Source organism: Bordetella tumulicola, from assembly GCF_054779135.1.
Map to the genome: position 1 here is coordinate 357,938 of NZ_BAAGYU010000003.1, position 16,744 is coordinate 374,681.

The 16,744-nt window shown below is 59.2% G+C and carries 18 protein-coding genes and 1 tRNA gene; 5 read left to right on the top strand and 14 right to left on the bottom strand.

Features of this window, described 5'->3' with window-relative positions; genetic code table 11:
• Positions 1 to 15: 15 nt before the first annotated feature.
• From nuoF to ACYVDM_RS01685, 7 genes are all read right to left on the bottom strand, one after another.
• Positions 16 to 1,383: an NADH-quinone oxidoreductase subunit NuoF gene (nuoF, locus tag ACYVDM_RS01655; RefSeq protein WP_415793125.1), complete on the bottom strand. Its 1,368-nt coding sequence runs from the start codon at positions 1,381 to 1,383 to the stop codon at positions 16 to 18.
• Entirely contained in the window at positions 1,380 to 1,883 is a 504-nt protein-coding gene (gene nuoE / locus ACYVDM_RS01660) for an NADH-quinone oxidoreductase subunit NuoE (RefSeq protein ID WP_415793124.1), read from the bottom strand. The genes nuoF and nuoE overlap by 4 nt, the downstream gene beginning before the upstream one ends.
• A gap of 40 nt (positions 1,884 to 1,923) precedes the next feature.
• Positions 1,924 to 3,180 (bottom strand): NADH-quinone oxidoreductase subunit D, encoded by a 1,257-nt coding sequence (locus tag ACYVDM_RS01665; protein WP_415793123.1) that lies wholly within the window; start codon positions 3,178 to 3,180, stop codon positions 1,924 to 1,926.
• A 3-nt stretch (positions 3,181 to 3,183) separates the two neighbouring features.
• A complete protein-coding gene (locus ACYVDM_RS01670) occupies positions 3,184 to 3,810 on the bottom strand; it encodes an NADH-quinone oxidoreductase subunit C (protein ID WP_415793122.1) in 627 nt (208 codons plus the stop codon).
• Positions 3,811 to 3,876: 66 nt separating this feature from the next.
• On the bottom strand, positions 3,877 to 4,353 hold the full coding sequence (locus ACYVDM_RS01675; RefSeq protein WP_006217960.1) for a NuoB/complex I 20 kDa subunit family protein: 477 nt from the start codon (positions 4,351 to 4,353) through the stop codon (positions 3,877 to 3,879).
• 33 nt (positions 4,354 to 4,386) lie between these two features.
• Entirely contained in the window at positions 4,387 to 4,746 is a 360-nt protein-coding gene (locus ACYVDM_RS01680) for an NADH-quinone oxidoreductase subunit A (protein ID WP_415793121.1), read from the bottom strand.
• A gap of 212 nt (positions 4,747 to 4,958) precedes the next feature.
• Positions 4,959 to 6,077, bottom strand: a complete 1,119-nt coding sequence (locus ACYVDM_RS01685) for a porin (RefSeq protein WP_415793120.1) — start codon at positions 6,075 to 6,077, stop codon at positions 4,959 to 4,961.
• Positions 6,078 to 6,459: 382 nt separating this feature from the next.
• Here ACYVDM_RS01685 and ACYVDM_RS01690 point away from each other — a divergent pair, with 382 nt between their 5' ends.
• Positions 6,460 to 6,903 (top strand): PaaI family thioesterase, encoded by a 444-nt coding sequence (locus tag ACYVDM_RS01690; RefSeq protein ID WP_415793119.1) that lies wholly within the window; start codon positions 6,460 to 6,462, stop codon positions 6,901 to 6,903.
• Between the two features lie 25 nt (positions 6,904 to 6,928).
• Here ACYVDM_RS01690 and ACYVDM_RS01695 read toward each other — a convergent pair whose 3' ends face one another.
• Genes ACYVDM_RS01695 through ACYVDM_RS01705 form a run of 3 tightly spaced genes read right to left on the bottom strand, consistent with a single transcriptional unit; the run spans position 6,929 to position 9,465 of the window.
• Positions 6,929 to 7,681 (bottom strand): phosphatase PAP2 family protein, encoded by a 753-nt coding sequence (locus ACYVDM_RS01695; RefSeq protein WP_415793118.1) that lies wholly within the window; start codon positions 7,679 to 7,681, stop codon positions 6,929 to 6,931.
• A 12-nt stretch (positions 7,682 to 7,693) separates the two neighbouring features.
• Positions 7,694 to 8,515: a metallophosphoesterase family protein gene (locus ACYVDM_RS01700; RefSeq protein ID WP_415793117.1), complete on the bottom strand. Its 822-nt coding sequence runs from the start codon at positions 8,513 to 8,515 to the stop codon at positions 7,694 to 7,696.
• A complete protein-coding gene (locus tag ACYVDM_RS01705) occupies positions 8,512 to 9,465 on the bottom strand; it encodes a diacylglycerol/lipid kinase family protein (protein WP_415793116.1) in 954 nt (317 codons plus the stop codon). Before ACYVDM_RS01705 ends, ACYVDM_RS01700 begins: the two co-directional genes overlap by 4 nt.
• Before the next feature lie 106 nt (positions 9,466 to 9,571).
• On the opposite strand from ACYVDM_RS01705, the gene ACYVDM_RS01710 reads away from it, so the two are divergent.
• On the top strand, positions 9,572 to 10,774 hold the full coding sequence (locus ACYVDM_RS01710; RefSeq protein ID WP_415793115.1) for an MFS transporter: 1,203 nt from the start codon (positions 9,572 to 9,574) through the stop codon (positions 10,772 to 10,774).
• A gap of 78 nt (positions 10,775 to 10,852) precedes the next feature.
• Here the strand turns inward: ACYVDM_RS01710 and ACYVDM_RS01715 are convergent, their stop codons facing one another.
• The gene (locus ACYVDM_RS01715) at positions 10,853 to 11,194 is read right to left on the bottom strand and encodes a hypothetical protein (RefSeq protein WP_415793114.1); all 342 of its coding nucleotides are present in this window, start codon (positions 11,192 to 11,194) and stop codon (positions 10,853 to 10,855) included.
• Positions 11,195 to 11,588: 394 nt separating this feature from the next.
• Here ACYVDM_RS01715 and ACYVDM_RS01720 point away from each other — a divergent pair, with 394 nt between their 5' ends.
• Complete coding sequence (locus ACYVDM_RS01720) at positions 11,589 to 12,998, top strand: APC family permease (RefSeq protein WP_415793113.1); 1,410 nt, start codon at positions 11,589 to 11,591, stop codon at positions 12,996 to 12,998.
• Between the two features lie 144 nt (positions 12,999 to 13,142).
• Here the strand turns inward: ACYVDM_RS01720 and ACYVDM_RS01725 are convergent, their stop codons facing one another.
• Positions 13,143 to 13,280, bottom strand: a complete 138-nt coding sequence (locus tag ACYVDM_RS01725) for a hypothetical protein (RefSeq protein WP_415793112.1) — start codon at positions 13,278 to 13,280, stop codon at positions 13,143 to 13,145.
• 1 nt (position 13,281) lies between these two features.
• The gene (locus ACYVDM_RS01730) at positions 13,282 to 14,487 is read right to left on the bottom strand and encodes an MFS transporter (protein ID WP_415793111.1); all 1,206 of its coding nucleotides are present in this window, start codon (positions 14,485 to 14,487) and stop codon (positions 13,282 to 13,284) included.
• A 354-nt stretch (positions 14,488 to 14,841) separates the two neighbouring features.
• Here ACYVDM_RS01730 and ACYVDM_RS01735 point away from each other — a divergent pair.
• Positions 14,842 to 14,916: transfer RNA gene (locus ACYVDM_RS01735), tRNA-Arg, on the top strand.
• A 204-nt stretch (positions 14,917 to 15,120) separates the two neighbouring features.
• A complete protein-coding gene (gene pbpG / locus ACYVDM_RS01740; RefSeq protein WP_415793110.1) occupies positions 15,121 to 16,299 on the top strand; it encodes a D-alanyl-D-alanine endopeptidase in 1,179 nt (392 codons plus the stop codon).
• Here pbpG and ACYVDM_RS01745 read toward each other — a convergent pair whose 3' ends face one another.
• Positions 16,300 to 16,680, bottom strand: coding sequence for a ribbon-helix-helix domain-containing protein (locus ACYVDM_RS01745; protein ID WP_415793109.1), 381 nt, complete (start codon positions 16,678 to 16,680; stop codon positions 16,300 to 16,302). It lies immediately after the preceding gene.
• Positions 16,681 to 16,744 lie beyond the last annotated feature (64 nt).

A 16,744-nucleotide genomic window follows, 5' to 3' on the forward strand; every position in this document is an offset into this window, starting at 1 on the left:
TGCTGTTCCTGAAACCTACAGATAGTGCGGGACCACACACGACTTGTGCTCGATGTGGTGCGCGAATTCGTCGCGATAATGCTTAATAAAACCGCGGACCGGCATAGCAGCGGCATCACCCAGGGCACAAATCGTGCGACCCATGATGTTGCCGGCCACGTTGTCGAGCAGATCGAGGTCCTCCTGGCGACCCTGGCCGTGCTCGATACGGTGGACCATGCGATACAGCCAGCCCGTGCCTTCCCGGCACGGCGTGCACTGGCCGCAGCTTTCTTCGAAGTAGAAATACGACAACCGCAGCAGCGACTTGACCATGCAGCGAGTTTCGTCCATGACGATCACCGCCCCGGATCCCAACATCGATCCCGCCTTGGCGATCGAATCGTAATCCATGGTTGTGTCCATCATGATGTCGGCAGGCAGCACCGGAGCGCTGGAACCCCCCGGGATGACGGCCTTGAGTTTTTTGCCACCGCGCATGCCGCCCGCCAGCTCCAGGAGCTTGGAGAACGGCGTACCCATCGGAATCTCGTAGTTGCCCGGACGCTCAACGTCGCCCGAGATGGAGAACAGTTTGGTGCCGCCGTTATTGGGCTTGCCAACCTCGAGGTACGCCTGGCCGCCGTTGCGGATGATCCAGGGCACCGCCGCAAAAGTCTCGGTGTTGTTGATCGTGGTGGGCTTGCCGTACAAGCCAAAGCTGGCCGGGAACGGCGGTTTGAAGCGCGGCTGGCCCTTTTTGCCTTCGAGGGACTCGAGCAACGCGGTTTCTTCACCGCAGATGTAAGCGCCGTAGCCGTGGAAGGCGTGCAACTGGAAGCTGAAATCGGAGCCCAGGAGCTTGTCGCCCAGGAAACCGGCGGCACGTGCTTCTTCGAGGGCCTCTTCGAAGCGTTGGTACACCTCGAAAATTTCGCCGTGGATATAGTTGTACCCCACGCTGATACCCATGGCATAGGCCGCGATCGCCATGCCCTCGATCACGATATGCGGGTTAAAGCGCAGAATATCGCGATCTTTAAAGGTGCCCGGCTCGCCCTCGTCGGAGTTGCAGACCAGGTACTTTTGGCCTGGGAACGCGCGCGGCATGAAGCTCCACTTCAGGCCGGTCGGAAAGCCCGCACCGCCACGGCCACGCAGGCCCGAGGTCTTGACTTCGGCAATGACGTCTTCGGGCTTCATGCCCGTAGACAGGATCTTGCGCAGGGCCTCGTAGCCACCACGCTTGACATAGTCTTGCAGATGCCAGTTGTCGCCGTCGACGTCAGCCATGATTTGCGGCGCGATGTGCCGACCATGCAGACACATGGAGTTCGACAAATCATTCACAGGGTTGGGATCCAACCCCTGGGCCAGATGTTGGTATAGGTCGGGCGCGTTCATGCCGGTTCTCCTTGTGCCCCTTGCGCTTTCAGGCCCTGAAGCAGCGCGTCCAGCTTTTCTTCGGTCATGCGCACACACATATGCTTGTTGTTGACCAACAGCACGGGCGAGTCGCCGCAAGCCCCCATGCATTCGCCTTCGACCAGGGTGAACTGACCGTCGGGCGTGGTTTCGCGGTAATCGATCCGTAGCTTACGCTTGAGGAAATCGCCCGCTTTTTCACCGTCGCGCAAGGCACAGGGCAAGTTGGTGCACACCGAAATCTTGTGCTTGCCTACGGGGCGAGTGTCGAACATGTTGTAGAACGTGGCGACCTCTTGTACTGCGATGGGAGGCACGCCGATGTAATTGGCCACATCTTCGAGCACCTCGGGAGGCAGCCAGCCTTTTTCTTCTTGCGCAATAGCAAGTGAAGCCATGATGGCCGACTGGCGCTGGTCGGCCGGGAACTTGGCGAGTTCCCGATCGATTTTCTGATAGGCCTGTGCGGAAAGCAGCATAGTTTGAATCCGGGTTATGCGGGGCGTTCGGGCTGAGGGTTCAGCGGTCGATTTCGCCGAAAACGATATCCTGCGTGCCGATGATGGTGACGGCGTCGGCAATCATGTGGCCGCGCGCCATTTCATCGAGCGATTGCAAATGAGCAAATCCTGGCGCCCGAATCTTCAGGCGATAAGGCTTGTTGGCGCCATCGGACATAAGGTAAATGCCAAATTCGCCCTTGGGGTGTTCTATCGCGGCGTAGGCTTCGCCAGGCGGGACGTGAAAACCTTCGGTAAAGAGCTTGAAGTGATGGATCAGCTCTTCCATGTTGGTTTTCATGTTGGTACGGCTAGGCGGCGCAACCTTGTGGTTCTCGACCATGACGGGACCGGGATTGTTGCGCAGCCACTCGACGCACTGGCGAATGATGCGATTGCTCTCGCGCATCTCGGCCACGCGCACCAGATAGCGGTCGTAGCAGTCGCCGTTGACACCCACCGGCACATCGAACTCGACCAGGTCATAGACCTCGTAGGGCTGCATCTTGCGCAAATCCCACTCCACGCCCGAGCCTCGCAGCATCGGACCCGTAAAGCCCAGTGCCTTGGCGCGATCGGGATCCACGACGCCGATGCCCACCAGACGCTGCTTCCAGATGCGATTGTCGGTCAGCAGGGTTTCGTATTCGTCGACGCAGCCCGGGAAACGGTTGGTGAAGTCCTCGATGAAATCGAGCAGCGAGCCGGAACGCGCGTCGTTCATGACGCGCATGTCTTTTTCGCCACGGTATTTGCTGCTCTCGCCGTATTGCGGCATCACGTCCGGCAGGTCGCGATACACGCCACCGGGCCGGTAGTATGCCGCGTGCATGCGGGCACCCGAGACCGCCTCGTAGCAGTCCATCAGGTCTTCGCGCTCGCGAAAGGCATACAAAAACACGGCCATGGCACCCACGTCGAGCGCATGCGAGCCCAGCGACATCAGGTGATTGAGCAGGCGCGTGATCTCGTCGAACATGACGCGGATGTACTGCGCGCGCAGCGGCGGTTCGACCCCCAGGAGCTTTTCGATGGCCATGACGTAGGCGTGCTCGTTGCACATCATGGACACGTAGTCCAGGCGATCCATGTAGGGCAGCGCCTGGATATAGGTCTTGTGTTCGGCCAGTTTTTCGGTGGCGCGATGCAGCAGGCCGATGTGCGGGTCGGCACGCTGGATGACCTCGCCATCGAGCTCGAGCACCAGACGCAGCACACCGTGCGCAGCCGGGTGCTGAGGGCCGAAGTTCAGGGTGTAGTTTTTGATTTCTGCCATGATTTAACGCCCCACGCCGTAGGAGTCTTCGCGTACGACACGCGGGTTGATTTCACGCGGCACGATGGTCACCGGCTGGTAAACCACGCGTCGTTGCTCGGGGTCGTAACGCATTTCGACATTGCCCGACAAGGGGAAGTCTTTGCGGAAAGGATGGCCGATAAAACCATAGTCCGTGAGGATGCGGCGCAAGTCGGGATGGCCTTCGAAGACGATGCCATACAGGTCGAACGCCTCGCGTTCGAACCAATTGACGCCCGGCCAGCACTCGAGCAGCGAAGGCACGATGGGAAATTCGTTGTCGGACGCGAACATACGCACACGCAGACGCCAGTTGTGAGCGATCGAAAGCAGGTGCACCACCACGGCAAAGCGCAAAGGCTGCGCGCCGCTGGCGCTTGCTTCGGCCTGACGGCTGCCATTACCCCAGGTCAGGTAATCGACACCGCACAGGTCGATACAGGATTCGAAGCTCAGACCGGCATCGGTACGCAGCTTGTTGCAGACCGTGATCCATTGATCGGCCGGTACTTCAAGCGTGAGCTCGCCGTATGCTTCGGTGAGCGCGATATCTGCGCCCAACGCGGCCTGCAGGTTGTGTTTCAGGGTTTCGAGCCTGGTCATCGTCATGGTCACTTAGGTAAACCGATAGGCTGACGGGCACCGCCGACGCAACGCATCGCGCGGCGGCGTGCGTCAACGGGCAATAGTATTGGTAAGGCGGATCTTGTTCTGCATTTGCAGCAGCCCATAGACCAACGCCTCGGCCGTGGGCGGACAGCCCGGCACATAAACATCGACCGGCACAATACGATCGCAACCGCGCACCACCGAGTAGGAGTAGTGGTAGTACCCCCCTCCGTTCGCACACGACCCCATGGAAACCACCCAACGCGGTTCGGGCATCTGGTCGTAGACCTTGCGCAGTGCGGGCGCCATTTTATTACATAGCGTGCCGGCCACAATCATCAGGTCGGATTGACGGGGACTGGGGCGGAAGATGATGCCGAATTGGTCCAGATCGTAGCGCGCCGCGCCGGCGTGCATCATTTCCACCGCACAACAGGCCAGACCAAAGGTCATGGGCCACATCGAGCCCGTTTTTGCCCAGTTGAGGAACTTGTCGGCACTGGTGGTGATAAAGCCTTGCTTGAGGATGCCGTCTATAGCCATATTCGTCTCTGATAGCGTGCAAAAAGACTTGGGTTATTCCCAGTCTAGCGCGCCCTTTTTCCATTCGTAAATGAAGCCAACTGTCAGAACCGCCAGGAACACCATGACGGTCCAAAAGCCGACGAGGCCAACCGTGCCCTGAGCGATGGCCCACGGAAACAGGAAAGCGATTTCGAGGTCAAACAGGATGAAGAGAATGGCTACCAGGTAGTAACGCACGTCGAACTTCATACGTGAATCACCGAAGGCCTCGAAACCACACTCATATGCTGAAAGCTTCTCGGCATAAGGACGCCGAGGCCCCAAGAGCGAACCCGCCGTCAGCAGTGCAAACCCGATCAGGGTCGCAACCACGATAAACATCAGGACAGGGAAATACTGTTGCAAATTCATTTTGGCGTCCGTCAAATGCGCAAACCTTCAGATTGTAGCATTCGCAAAGTGACTATCTGCTGAACCCACTCCACCAAAAACAGGAAACCAGGGACAAATTTCAGAACCCGCACGCCCATGAAAAAAGCCACCCCGAAGGGTGGCTTTCTGTAAGCCGGCCGAAGCCGGCTTACACGCTGAAAATCGAAGCGAGGCTTGCACCCCGCAGCCGATTAGAAGCGGTGACGGATACCGACACCAACAGCGGTGCTCTTAACGCCGTCCAGGAACGCGTAGTCCTGAGCGTACGAACCGTAAGCGTACAGGTTGGTGCGCTTGGACAGGTCGTAGGTGTAACCCAGGCTCCAGACGTTCATCGTTTCGTCGCCGCCGGTCAACTTGTCGTTGCTGGGGTCAACCATTTGCCATGAACCGAAGAGCTTCGAGGCGCCACCGATGGGGGCGCTCAGGCCGACCATGTAGGAGTTAGCCTTGAAGCCGTCGCGGAAGTGGTTCGAGGTCAAGCCATTTTCGCCAATGTCGTAATCAACACCGTTGATACCCTGACCACCAAACCAGCCATCAGTGGTACGAGCGTAGGCCAAGGACAACTTCAGAACTTCGAAGTCGTACGCACCGGCGATGCCATATTGACGCGGGGTGGCGTCAACTTCTTCTTGGAATTGGTTGTTGCTGGCGTTCAATTGATCGAACGTCAGGGCAACATTCAGAGGACCATTGTTGTAACGCAGACCGGTGGTGATACCACGGACATTGTCAGCGGTGCGGAAGCCGACACGGTCAGCATCAGCATTGTCATCCACGCTGAACGAGTAGCCAACGCCGAATTGGAAGCCGCTGAAGGACGGGGTTTGGTACATGACCATGTTGTCCCAGCGAACGGTGTTAGCCGCGCTGATGCCCATACCGATGTTGGCTTGGCCGAAACCAGCGCCAAACGGATCGATCGAACCGAAGTACTTCGACGTGATGTTGGTTTGACGACCGAAGTCCAGACGGCCCCAGCTGTCGCTTTGCAGACCGATGGTGGCTTGACGACCAAACAGGCGATCACCTTGGCTGGAAGTGCCGTTGGCGGAGCTGAAGCCACTTTCCAGTTGGAACACAGCTTGCAGGCCATCACCCAGGTCTTCAGTACCACGCAGACCCCAACGCGAGCCGTTTTGCACGCCATTGATCATGCCGATGCGGCTTGCGCTGAAACCGTCGCCCTTCACCTTGTTGTAGCCGATACCGGTATCGATGATGCCGTACAGCGTCACCGAGGTTTCTGCCTGGGCTACGCCGGCGAAGCCAGCGAGCAGGGCGGCAGCGAGCAGAGTCTTTTTCATTTAAGAAATCTCCGTTGATTTGAGTGACAAGGGCAGATGGTTATACAAAACCTGTGCCCCCCTAACTCCGCGAAGGGAAGTTGACGCTATTGCATCAAAAATCCCACCTACTGGCTATGGTTACCCCCAGAAAAGTGAAGGATCGGCGTCGAGGCTGTTGGTATCTCACAACAGTTCATCGATCCAGACGGAATTGACTACGCGTTTACCCTATATCACTAAAAGGGGGCCAATATTCGCGCTACTGTCCGCCAATCTCCCCTGCTTTGTCACCACTGGCGTGAGTGTTTTTTGGTAACGTCGATAAATAATCGATACAGCTCTGCATAGACTCGATACATTGCCCACCCAGGGCACCACCGCCTTTCCAAGCGATATCGCCATGACCTCTCTGCCTGACGCAACGCCTGCCCCGCAACCCCGCATCAGCGTGGTCGACTTTCACCGCCTGCTGGCGGAGCAGCACCCCTTTGCGGAAATATTGGGAATAGAAATCACCGACATCGGTTACGGGACTGCGCGCGCGGTGTTGCCGCCACGCGATAGCCACCAGCGCCTCGGCGGTATCGTGGCGGGCCCCATGTTGATGGGACTGGCGGACCTGGTGCTCTATGCGGCCATCGTGGGTGCGACGGGCCAGGCCAATGCGGTCACGGCCAGCCTGACGATCAACTTTTTACGCAAGAGCCCGGCGGGCACCATCGTGGCCGACGCCCGTTTTCTGAAGATCGGCCGTCTCTCGGCAGGCGAAGTCATCCTGCACGGCGAGCATTCGCCCGAGCCCGTGGCACATATTGTCAGCACCTGGTCGGTGCCGGCCTCCTGACCCGCCATTCACGGCGACCCGCCGCCTAGGCGCGTCGCACGCCCATGCGCTGATGCTCCAGGATCGCGACACACAGCGACAACCAGACCAGACTCAACGCAAAACCGGCCACCACATCACTCAGGTAGTGCACCTGTAGCAGTACGCGGCTGACACCAATCGCGGCGATCAACGCCGCGGTGCCAGCCAGGCAGGCCCCTCGCCACGGGGCCCGCAACATCCGCAAGACCAGATAACAGGCGAAACCATACACGGCGAACGAGGCCGAGGCGTGCCCGCTGGCGAAACTCCAGCCCGTTTCACTCACGTAGCCATGCACATGCTCGGGCCGGACACGCTGAAACGCCTGTTTTACGATCTGGCTCAATATGCCGGCGCCCCCCGTCGCAATGGCACATGCCAGCGCAAGCCTCCACTCGCGCCGCCACAATAGCCAAACAGTCATCCCAACGGCAACGACTGTCAGCCAGTCACGGTCACCCAGGCGGGTAAACCATGACAGCACCCATAATAGAGAGGATGGCATTGACAAGCCGAGCGCCGCAGCCAGGCGCGTATCAATAACCACCACGCCACGATCCAGACTGACCGCCAGCGCCAACAACAGGAAAACCGCGCCCGCCGCAGCCGCCATGCCCAGGCAACGTCGAACCCGAGCCCGGGCGGGTTGTGCCTCGTAATAACGCCCCAGCCACACTGCACCCCCACCTGCCGCAGCGGACATCGCCAGCCATACGAATAGTGGATAAGTCGCCACCCAGTGCGCGAAAACTTCCATTGGGACGGTCGCTCAGCGCAACGGCGGGCGGCGATGCCAATCCAGCGTCTGCACGCTGGCACGGCGAAACGCCTGGACATCGGCCAGGTAATCCCAGCGCTGGACAGAACAGTGGTGCTGGGCATCACCGGCCGAGTGCTCAATCACATTGATCGAGTTTGATATCCCTCCTCGCACCCGGTGCGACACGGCCGTCCCGGCCTGGACGGCCCAGGCCTGGCGGGCGGCGGCCTGCGCCTCCCCCTGAACCGGCAACACATAGGGCAAATGGATGTGTCCGCCCAGGACAAGATCGACCCCGGCGTCGATCCACGCCGGCACGGCCTGTTCGCGCCCTATCAGTAAATTGCGCTGATCGCTGTCGACGAGCGCCCGTACCGGATGGTGCAGCAACACCAGCCGCAACGCGTCGGGGTCGGCCTTGCGCAGGCGCTGCGCCACCCGCGAGATCTGCGCGGCATCTACCTGACCGTTCTTGTGCCGGCCCGGTCGGGTTGAATTCACGCCGATCGCCAGCAGGCCGGGTATCTCGACCACGGGTTCGAGCACGGCGCCCATCGCCCGACGATAGGCGCCATAGGGGTTCACGAGCCGCGCCAACACGTTAAACAACGGAATGTCGTGGTTGCCCGGCACCGCCAGCACAGGCCGCTGCAGCGACTGGACAAATCGGCGGGCCGCTGCAAACTGACTACGCCGCGCGCGCTGAGTGATGTCGCCCCCCAGCAGAACCAGATCGGGCTGCAATTCACCCACCAAACTCAACACTGCTTGTACGACTGGCTCCCGCTCTGTACCAAAATGCGTATCGGAAAGATGGACAATTCTGGTCATACGCGTTCCGAGCGGTGAGATGCAGGCGGCACCAGCAACTGCAGCGGTTGCTCAGACACCCGAAACTCCAACGGCGTGTCGAGCCATTGAATCTCGCCGTCGAGAGCGACCTTGATACGTCGCCGGCTGCGCTTGACGTGCACGGTCAGATGCTCGAAATCAAAGCTGAAGACATGATCCGCATCGCCCAGGCGACTCAACCAGCCGCGCAACAGCAGCCCGTACATCGCCCAAGTCCCGATAGGTCTCGCCCCCATGGCAACCAGCCGCCCCTGCTCTAGTGCAGACGCCTGGACGATGCCGATTTGCTCCAATTGCAACGCGTTGTTGCCCACCACGATCGTCGGCGTACGTAAGATACGGGACTGCCCCTCATGCTCTAGCTGCACCGTCAACTGCCGATGCGCACGCCCCATCGTCACCAACGCGGACCACAGCGCCACATACCGGCTACGACCGTAACGCGACTTGTACGCCTCGCGGTCCTCAAGCAACTGCGGATACAGTCCAAGACTGGCATTAATCAGAAATAATCGGTCATTGACCAGCCCCACCTGCACGGGCTGCGGTTGCGCCGCCAGCAGGCACTGAGTGGACAGCTCGGTATCCTGGGCGATGCCGTAGGTACGGCCAAAATAGTTAAAGGTGCCCTGCGGCAAAATGCCAAACGGCAGGCCGCTGCCCAATACGACCTGCGCCACGGCACTCAGTGTGCCGTCGCCTCCCGCCGCTACCACAATGCCGCCCTGCTGGCGCGCTTGGTCGACGGCGGCCTGGGCCGTCGCGGGCAGTTTTTGCCCATCATCGACCGGCATCACTGTGTAGCGGCGCCCGGCCTGATCGAGCACGCGCTGAATCGTCGCCTGCACCTCGCCTGCATCACCACGCCCGGAACCGGTGTTCAGAACAATGAAAAATGGCTCTTGGTCAGTCAGTGATAGAGGCGTCATGCTGCAAATTGTAGGGGCGTCATGCTGCAAAGATAGCGTGTCACACTACCGGCAAGCAAGCGGCAAAAGACTAAACTAGCGCCTCACCCGACTTCTTTGCCTCATCGTGCAGACCCCCGACGCACCGTTCAGCTTCAAAAAAATCGCCGTTCCCGCATTTGGCCCCTCAGTGCTATACGGTGTCAGCAACGGTGCGATTCTTCCAGTGGTGGCCCTGAGCGCACGCAACCTGGATGCCTCGGTCGCCACATCCGGACTCATCGTGGCGTTGATCGGCATCGGCTCACTGGTCAGCAACATTCCTGCCGCGCTGATGACCTCGCGCTTTGGCGAACGACAAGCCATGGTCGCTGCGGCCATCCTGAGCATTTTGGCGCTATTGCTCTGCATTACAGCCAGTCACGCCTGGATGCTGGCGATCGGCGTCTTTTTCATCGGCATGGCGTCTTCGGTGTTCATGCTGGCCCGGCAGTCCTACATGATCGATGCCGTGCCCGTCTATATGCGAGCGCGCGCGTTATCCACCTTGGCAGGCACCATGCGGATCGGCGCGTTCGCCGGCCCTTTTTTAGGAGCAGGCCTGATTCATTTCATGGGACTACAGGGTGCGTATTGGGTAGCGGCCATTGCCATGCTTGGGGCGGGGCTGATTGCCTATCGGGCTCCCGATATGGCTCCCCCCGATCGACGTCCCGGGCAACCGACCCACGCCAAACCCCGCATCCTGGACATTGCACGCTCACACAGCCGGACACTGCTGACCCTGGGCCTGGGTATCTTGCTAGTCAGTGCGGTACGTGCCTCCCGACAAGTGGTCATCCCTCTCTGGGCAGACCATCTGGGGATCAATCCCAGCACCACGTCCCTGATCTACGGCCTGATCGCCGCCATCGACATGTCCGTGTTTTATCCCGCCGGCACGCTGATGGATCGGCGCGGACGCCTTTGGGTCGCAGTACCTTCGACGCTTTTGATGGGTATTGCCCTGATCGGCACGTCGCTCACGACCGGCATTCTCAGTTTTATCCTGGTATCCATGTTGTTGGGCCTGGGCAATGGCATTGGCTCGGGTATCGTCATGACACTGGGCGCAGATGCCGCCCCCACCAAAGGACGTACCGAGTTTCTCGGGATTTGGCGGCTAGTCGCGGATATGGGCTCCAGCGTGGGGCCCGTCGTGCTATCGGCGATAACGGCACTGGCGTCCCTGGCCGTCGGCGTCGGCGTCATGGGGATATTCGGGCTGAGTGCGGCGGCGGTCTTCTGGCGCTGGTTGCCTCGCGACAATCCGTCGGCAAAGGCCCAATAAGTCCGCTGTCCAAAAACCAACACGCCGGTGCTGGGCTTTCATGCCCAACACCGGCGTGCGTAGAACGTCCTGAAAATTCTATTTCTGAGTATGGTGGGCGTGATCCGCCTCATGCATGGCCAGGCGCAATAGCAAGAGCACACAAGCCAACATACCGATTCCGGCTATTACCCAGCCATGGGGCTCGCCAATAAGAGGCACCGCCAACAAAGGCGCGGCCAATCCCGCCAGAGGAGCCAGGATGAGGATCATCCAGAAAATCGCTCCGCCTTGACGGACGTGAGGGGGTGCTGCCCGCACGCTGCTCTGGGCAGTCGCGCGTTGATAGGCCTTTGCCCGCTGCGTTTTGGCGCGATGGGTCTGAACAGTGCGAACCGCCCTGCTTCGATCACGTGCAAAATCCGCATATACCACTGCCATAAGCCCCTCCTAGCTTTTACTTCCGTGAAGGCGAATCACCTGCACGGATACTGGCCCGATGCTTCAGCAGGCTGGACTATGCTGTCCCGGTCTCGCTGAAACATCAGTGTGTTGTGTCACGAACTGCTGTTACCCATAGAGATACTCCTATCTCGCACGAATCGCAATAGGAATTTGCATAGAAAATACTAAAAATTGCAATGCGACCGATTGACGCACATCTTTTGTCCCTTATTTGACCGTTCCTTTGCCTTTTTAGTAGGAGGTTCGCGGCAAAAACACGGCCTGTCAGCAGAAACTTTTAGAAAACAATATTGAGGCGCTCGCTCGTGCACAGGCACGTATCCGGGGACATACTTTCATCCGGAGCAGAAATACTTAGAGGAGTAGTTAAATGTCGACACAAGATAGCCCAGAACACACGCCATTGAAACGGGTGATGGGCCCCAAGCTGCTTTTATTGTTCATCATCGGAGACATTCTGGGTACAGGGGTTTACGCGCTGACCGGGCAAGTTGCCGCGGAAGTCGGTGGCGCGGCATGGGCGCCCTTTCTGGTGGCGTTCCTGGTGGCATTGCTGACGGCCTTCTCTTATCTGGAACTTGTGACGAAATACCCCCGGGCCGCTGGGGCCGCACTCTATGTCCATAAAGCCTTCGGCGTCCATTTTCTGACGTTTATCATTTGCTTTACGGTCATGTGCTCGGGGCTGACCTCCGCCGCGACGGCCTCACGCGCCTTTTCTGCCAACTTATTTGTGGCACTCGGCATTGAGGGCGATCCCATGATGATCACCCTCGGCGCACTCGGGTTCATGCTGCTGGTGATGGTGGTGAACTTCCGCGGGGCCTCGGAAAGCGTCAAGGCGAACGTGGTACTGACCCTGGTCGAGTTGAGTGGCCTGCTGCTAGTGATTATTTTGGGGTTTTATGGCATCAGCAACGGGCAAGCGGATTTTTCTCGCGTCGTAGCCTTTGAAACGCCAGAGAACAAAAGCGTATTCCTGGCCATTACATCGGCCACCGCTTTGGCGTTCTTTGCCATGGTGGGCTTTGAGGACTCGGTGAACATGGCCGAAGAAACCCATGCCCCCCATCGTATTTTTCCCAAGGTCATGCTGACGGGCCTGGGAATCACTGCCGTGATTTATGTGCTGGTCTCCATTTGCGCGGTCGCCCTGATTCCGGTCGGGGAGCTGGCAGCCAGCTCTACGCCTTTGGTATTGGTCGTTCAGCGTGCTGCGCCGAACTTGCCGATGGATACCATCATGCCAATCATCTCGATGTTTGCCGTCGCGAACTCGGCGCTGATCAACATGATGATGGCCAGCCGACTGCTCTACGGCATGTCGCGCCAGGGCGTATTGCCGAAGTTTCTCGCCAAGGTCCATCCGCGCACCCAAACGCCCTGGTCGGCCATTCTGTTCACTACCTTTCTCGCACTTGGACTGATCGTGCTGGTATCGACCAGCAACTCCAAGGCCATCAGCGCCCTCGGCGGCACCACCGCATTGCTGCTGCTGGCCGTCTTTGCCTTCGTCAACATCGCCGTCCTGGTGCTGCGCCGCGACCGTGTCGAACACGAGCATTTCCGGACGTACACACCAGTGGCGTGCCTGGGCGCGATCGCATGCATATTCCTCGTGACGCCGATGACCGGCCGTGATCCGATTCAATATCAGGTCGCCGGATGGCTACTGGTGTTGGGCGTGGTCATGTGGGGCATCACGGTGCTGGTGAATCGCAATGAACCGCATCGTCTGGATCCGGAACGCCTGGACGCGGAGCTCCTGAAAGAGGAGTAACAAAGGAGCCGGGTGGTATGAACAGCCCCTGAAAGTTGGAGATTGATCCAATTTTTGGGGGGATTTGTCGTGACGACGTACGCCGAGCCGTTAAAGCGGGAGACGGCCTGGCGGCATGAAACACGGAAGCCTAGGGACGCGCCGCTAAAACCCGCACATCGCGGCCAGCGTCTCCCAGTTCAGGCGGATTTCGGGCAAGGTATATCCCAGGAACCCTAGCGCCAGCACCGCCACCAGGGCGATACCCCCCAGGATGCGCCAGACGATACGGCGCGTCTCCATCTCAGGCCGCCGCTTGCGGCATCGGCCGCGGTTCCAGCGACTGTTCGCGCACAGGCAGGCACAGCAACGCCGCGATGATGGCCAGGGCGATCCCTATCCACCACATCATGTCGTAGTTGCCGGTGGTCGCGTACACGTAGCCACCCAGCCAGACGCCGATAAAGCTGCCCACTTGGTGCCCCAGAAAAGCAATACCCGACAACGTGGCGGCATAGCGCAACCCGTAAATCTGCCCAATCAATCCCTGAGTCAGCGGGACGGTGCCCAACCAGAACAATCCCATCCAGGCGGCAAAGGCATAGAGCACCCACGGCGATAGCGGCAGGATCAGCAACAACATCATGCCAAATGCGCGCAGTCCATATACCCCCGCGAGCAGCATTTTTTTGCTATGCCGCCCCCCGAGTTTGCCGGAATAGTACGACCCCACCACATTAAATAAGCCGATCAGCGCAATGGCGATGGCGCCGTGCCCGCCCGTCAGACCCGAATCGATGACATAGGCGGGTAAATGCAGCGTGATAAACGCCGTATGAAACCCGCACACAAAATAGCTGGCCGCCAGAAAATGAAACGACGGATGCCGCAACGCCTGTTGTATGGCGGACAACATCGACTGCCCACCGGCGTGCGTCGCGGGCTTGCCACGCAAGAAATAAGCCAGCGGCATACCGGCCGCCACAAATAGAGACATCGCCCACAGCGCACCCGTCCAGTCCAACCCGGTGATCAGGAGCTGCCCCGTAGGCACAACCAAAAACTGCCCCATGGAGCCGCCCGCACTGGCAATTCCCATCGCCGTACTGCGAAACTCAGGCGGCACCGAGCGCGCGACGATGGGCAAAATGACCGGGAAAGTCGTACCCGCCTGTCCTAGTCCGACCAACACACCGGCCGTCATATAGAGGCTGAACTCATCCGTCGCCAGGCGCGTACCGATCATGCCCGCGGCGTAGAGCAAGGCCCCCAGCGCCACCGTACGGCCAGAGCCGAACCGATCGGCCAGCATGCCCATGAAAATACAGGACACCCCCCATACCAGGTTTTGCAACGCAAAGGCCATCGAAAATACGTCGCGCCCCCAACCCTGGGCTAGCCCCATAGGCTGCATGAACAGGCCAAACGTCGCACGCACGCCCATGGCAAGCAAGACGACCAGCGTACCTATCCACAGCGTACGAGACAAAGGAGAGAGCGAATTGGACATCGAATCGGCCCGGGCCAGGAGTTAGGTTTCACGGGTGTCGCCCAGCCACGCAGGCGCCCCGTCAGACATGCATAAACGGTGATAGGCGCAATCATATACAACGCGCACCGCGAAGTGGCGTTAGCCCCTGATTCGGGCTCGGGTATCCCCATCGCGCGAGTTCATCACGGCGCATTGAACGGGGGAAGTCAAGACCTGCCAGCGCAAACGCTGAACGTATTTGTCAGGCGCACTGGGGACGCACCTGGGACGGACTAAGGCTGTACTTATTCGGGTGATAGAATTCCGCTCTTGCAAAGTGCTGGCCCTGCCGACGATACGCTTTGTTATCAGGGGCTTGCACGTTCCCCCTGCCTCGCCGTAGTTAAATGGATATAACAGACCCCTCCTAAGGGTCAGTTGGTGGTTCGATTCCACCCGGCGAGGCCATCACAAGAAATTCACGATTTCCGCCCCCGATTGGGCTCAAACTGTGTTTCTTGCGCGCTGTTGCAATCTTACGCTTGCCCCACAGTTAAAAAAACTGTTTAAATTCGGCACGTAAGCCTATAATTCGTCTGACTTTTCCCGACTCCGCTCCAGTCGATTTCCTGACCAATCCGGTCGCGTACCCTTTTTTGCTTGGCTAGTCTTATGGTGTCTTTTTGGAAACGCGCCGTTGCAATCACCTTGGTGCCCATGGCTGTGGCACTGATCGGCTTGCTGCCTGGCACTTCGTACGCGGCGAAAGCCGATCCGTGCAAGACCAACGCCAAATCCTCGGCGTGCAAGGCAGTCAAATCCAAGACCGCCGGCAAGACATCCACCGCAAAAGCGTCGACCAAAACCTCCAGCAGCGCCAAGTCGACCTCAAAAAAGACCAGCGCCACAAAGCAGACCGCCAGGACATCCACGAAGTCGGCTGCCAAGAAAAGCACCCAAAAGACCTCGAAATCGCGTAGCGCGTCGCGCAAAAAGAGCAAAATCATCTCTCGTCAGCGCACGGCGCCCGCCGCTGTGGCCAGCGCGGCGGCCCTGCCGGCCGCTGAAGCCTCGATCCGCGACGAGATCCGGGCACTGCGCTCCAGCACCGCCTACGCCCAGGACCTGGAAACGTCTACCGTCCTGTTTGCCAAGAACGAAGACGTGGTACGCCCGATCGCCTCGATATCCAAGCTGATGACCGCATTGGTCGTCGTAGACGCCAATCAGCCCATGGATCAAATGCTGGAAATCACCGAAGACGACGTGGACAAGCTCAAGCACACCACCTCTCGCCTGCGCGTGGGCACCCAGCTGACCCGCGGCGATATGCTGCACTTGGCGCTGATGTCATCCGAAAATCGGGCGGCCCACGCCCTCGGGCGCAACTACCCGGGCGGTATCCTGGCGTTTGTCCGTGCCATGAACGAAAAAGCCCGCGGCCTGGGTATGACCAGCACATACTTCATCGAGCCCACCGGACTGTCCAGCCAGAATGTATCGTCGCCACGCGATCTGGCTCGCCTTCTGCGGGCCGCCGCACAGCGCCCACTGATCCATCGCTATTCCACCGATGACGAATACGAAGTCGACGTGGCCAACCGCACGCAGGTTTTCCGCAACACCAACCTTCTCGTGCGCAAACCCGATTGGGATATCAAAGTCTCGAAAACCGGTTTCATCAACGAAGCCGGTGAATGCCTGGTCATGATGACCCGCATCAATGGTCGCGACGTGGCGATTGTGCTGCTGGACTCCCAGGGCAAATACTCCCGCATCGGCGATGCCGTACGGCTGCGACGCATCCTGCAAAATGACGTCGCCATGATTGAGCGAATGGCCCAGCTGTAATCACGCAACAGCGCGCTGCAACGGCGCGCCATCGTTCAGCGCCCCCGGCAAGCCCGCCAATACGGCCCGTGCATCCAATGACCGAATCGGCACGTCGAGATCCGCCGGAATACGGCCGTCGACTTGCAACAACTCATAGCGCAGGCAGCACACACGTAAAAACGACGTGAAATTCGCCGCCTCGCCGCGATATTCGATCAGTTCATCGTACAGTCGCTCGATTAGTTGCGTCACACGCATGTCGTCACGTGCGGCGATTTCCTCTAGCACCGACCAAAACAGGCGTTCGAGCCGAACGCTCGTGGCGACGCCATGCAGCCGCAACGAGCGGCTTTCGGGCGCATAGGAATCAGGATGGGCACGGATAAATATTTCGCACATGACGGGGCTCCGGATAAGCTAGCCTCACTGTACGATTGCAGTGAGCACACGGCAAGCGCGCCCG